This window comes from Novimethylophilus sp., from assembly GCF_036504375.1.
GTDB lineage: Bacteria > Pseudomonadota > Gammaproteobacteria > Burkholderiales > Methylophilaceae > Novimethylophilus.
In genome coordinates, this window is sequence record NZ_DASXVH010000022.1 from 1 (window position 1) to 2,084 (window position 2,084).

At 58.0% G+C, this 2,084-nt stretch carries 2 protein-coding genes; one reads left to right on the top strand and one right to left on the bottom strand.

Annotation, left to right across the window (positions count from 1 at the left end):
- The coding region (locus VGK14_RS02080; RefSeq protein ID WP_331507271.1) for a M20/M25/M40 family metallo-hydrolase at positions 1–656 on the bottom strand (656 nt) is incomplete at its 3' end.
- Positions 657–831: 175 nt separating this feature from the next.
- Between VGK14_RS02080 and uxaC the strand changes: the two genes are divergently transcribed.
- Positions 832–2,084, top strand: a 1,253-nt coding sequence (uxaC, locus tag VGK14_RS02085; protein ID WP_331507272.1) for a glucuronate isomerase, incomplete at its 3' end; no start/stop codon positions are given.

Below are 2,084 nucleotides of genomic sequence, written 5' to 3' on the forward strand. Positions count from 1 at the left end.
GTGATTCGGAAAGTCGCATAGCCCTTTTCGGCAGCCTGAATCGCGAACGCGAGCCGCTTCCCTTTTCTGATCTGGCCACCGCCGGCATCGGCATTGATGCAGTACTCGGCATCAATCAGCGAGCGGCTATTCGCGAGCAGCCATTTGACTCCATTGCCGTCGCCGGATTCCTCGCCGGTTGTAAGCGCCAGAATCAAATCCCGTTGCGGGCGATAACCTTCCAGCTTCAGTTGGGCGAACGCCACCGCAAACAGGGCCGCGCCGCTTTTATCGTCAGTGGTCCCACGCCCATAGAAGTAACCATCTTTTTCTACAAGCGTAAATGGATCCGTGCTCCAGTCCGTCCGGCGCGCTTCCACCACATCCAAGTGCGCGAGGAACAGAACCGGCTTACCCTTGCCGGTGCCGCGCAGCCGGGCGATTACATTCCCCCTGTTAGGAGCCGCTCCCACCACCGCAACATCACCGGCCGGAAAACCCGCATCGAGCAGTCGCCGTGCCATGGCATTGGCTGCGCGAGTCACGTCACCGTGAGAGTCTGTCGTGTCGATTTCGATCAGCTCTTTGAGGTAGTCACGCGCCATCTGGCGCGAGGCCTGGTCGGCTGCCGGCAACAGGTTGAGGCAGACGAAAAACATCAGTAGTTTCGTAAACATGGCCACTACCTACAGTATACCGGCGTATGCGAAAACGATTTCTCGGCGGGCTGCACCGGCTCTGGGCTCCTCGATCTTCGGAGCGTATCGTAATTCAGCACCCGTTTTTCTGAGAGCCTGATCATAACAATCATGATGAAAGATGATCGGGGTATACTGCTTAAGGAATCCCAAAATGCCCTTTATCCACGATGATTTCCTGCTAGCAACGAAGACGGCGCGCAAACTCTATCACACGTACGCCGCGGAACAGCCGATTCTGGATTACCATTGCCACCTGCCTCCAAAGGACGTGGCCGAAAACCGGCGCTTCGCCAACCTGTTCGAGATCTGGCTGGAAGGCGATCATTACAAATGGCGCGCGATGCGTGCCAATGGCACAGACGAGAGCTTCTGCACGGGGGCCGCCGCGCCCGTCGAGAAGTTCAATGCCTGGGCCAGGACAGTGCCGCACACATTGCGCAATCCGCTCTATCACTGGACGCATCTCGAACTGAAGCGCTACTTCGGCATCGAAGAACTGCTCAACGAAAAGACCGCTCCGGCGATTTGGGAACGCTCCAACGCGCTGCTTGCAACCGATGATCTGACCGCGCACGGCATTCTGAAAAAGTTCAAGGTGAAAGCGCTGTGCACCACCGACGATCCGACCGACCATCTCGGGTATCACAAGCAGATCGCGGCCTCCGGTCTCCCTACGCGGGTCTTCCCGACCTTCCGCCCGGACAAGGCCTTCAACGTCAATCAGCCGGAAGTCTTCAATCCCTGGCTCGATAAACTTGCCGCTGCGGCCAAACAGGACATTGCGACACTTAACAATTTGCTCGACGCGCTGCGCAGCCGTCATGATTTCTTCCACAGCATGGGCGGCCGCCTCTCCGATCACGGTATCAATCACTGTTTCGCGGATTTCTGTTCCGACGCCGTTGCCGCCGCCATCTTTAACAAAGCCCGCAAGGGTCTTGCCGCTGGACCGCAGGAGCACGCGCAATTCGCTTCGTACCTGATGCTGTTCTTTGGCCGGCTTGATGCGGAAAAGGGCTGGACCAAGCAGATGCACCTCGGTGCGCTGCGTAGCGCGAACACCAGCATGGTGGCGAAAATCGGACCTGATACAGGTTTCGATTCCATCGGTGACTGGGCGCAGGCGGACGCACTGGCGGCCTACCTGGATCGCCTCAGTCAGGAAGACGCGCTGCCCAAGACGATCGTCTACAACCTGAACCCGAAGGACAATTACACGCTGGCGACCATGGTCGGCAATTTTCAGGACGGCAAGATCGCCGGCAAGATGCAGTTCGGCAGCGGCTGGTGGTTCCTCGATCAGAAGGAGTCCATGGAGTGGCAGATGAACGCGCTTTCCAATGCCGGCCTGCTCTCGCGTTTCGTGGGCATGCTGACTGACTCGCGATCATTCATGTCGTATCC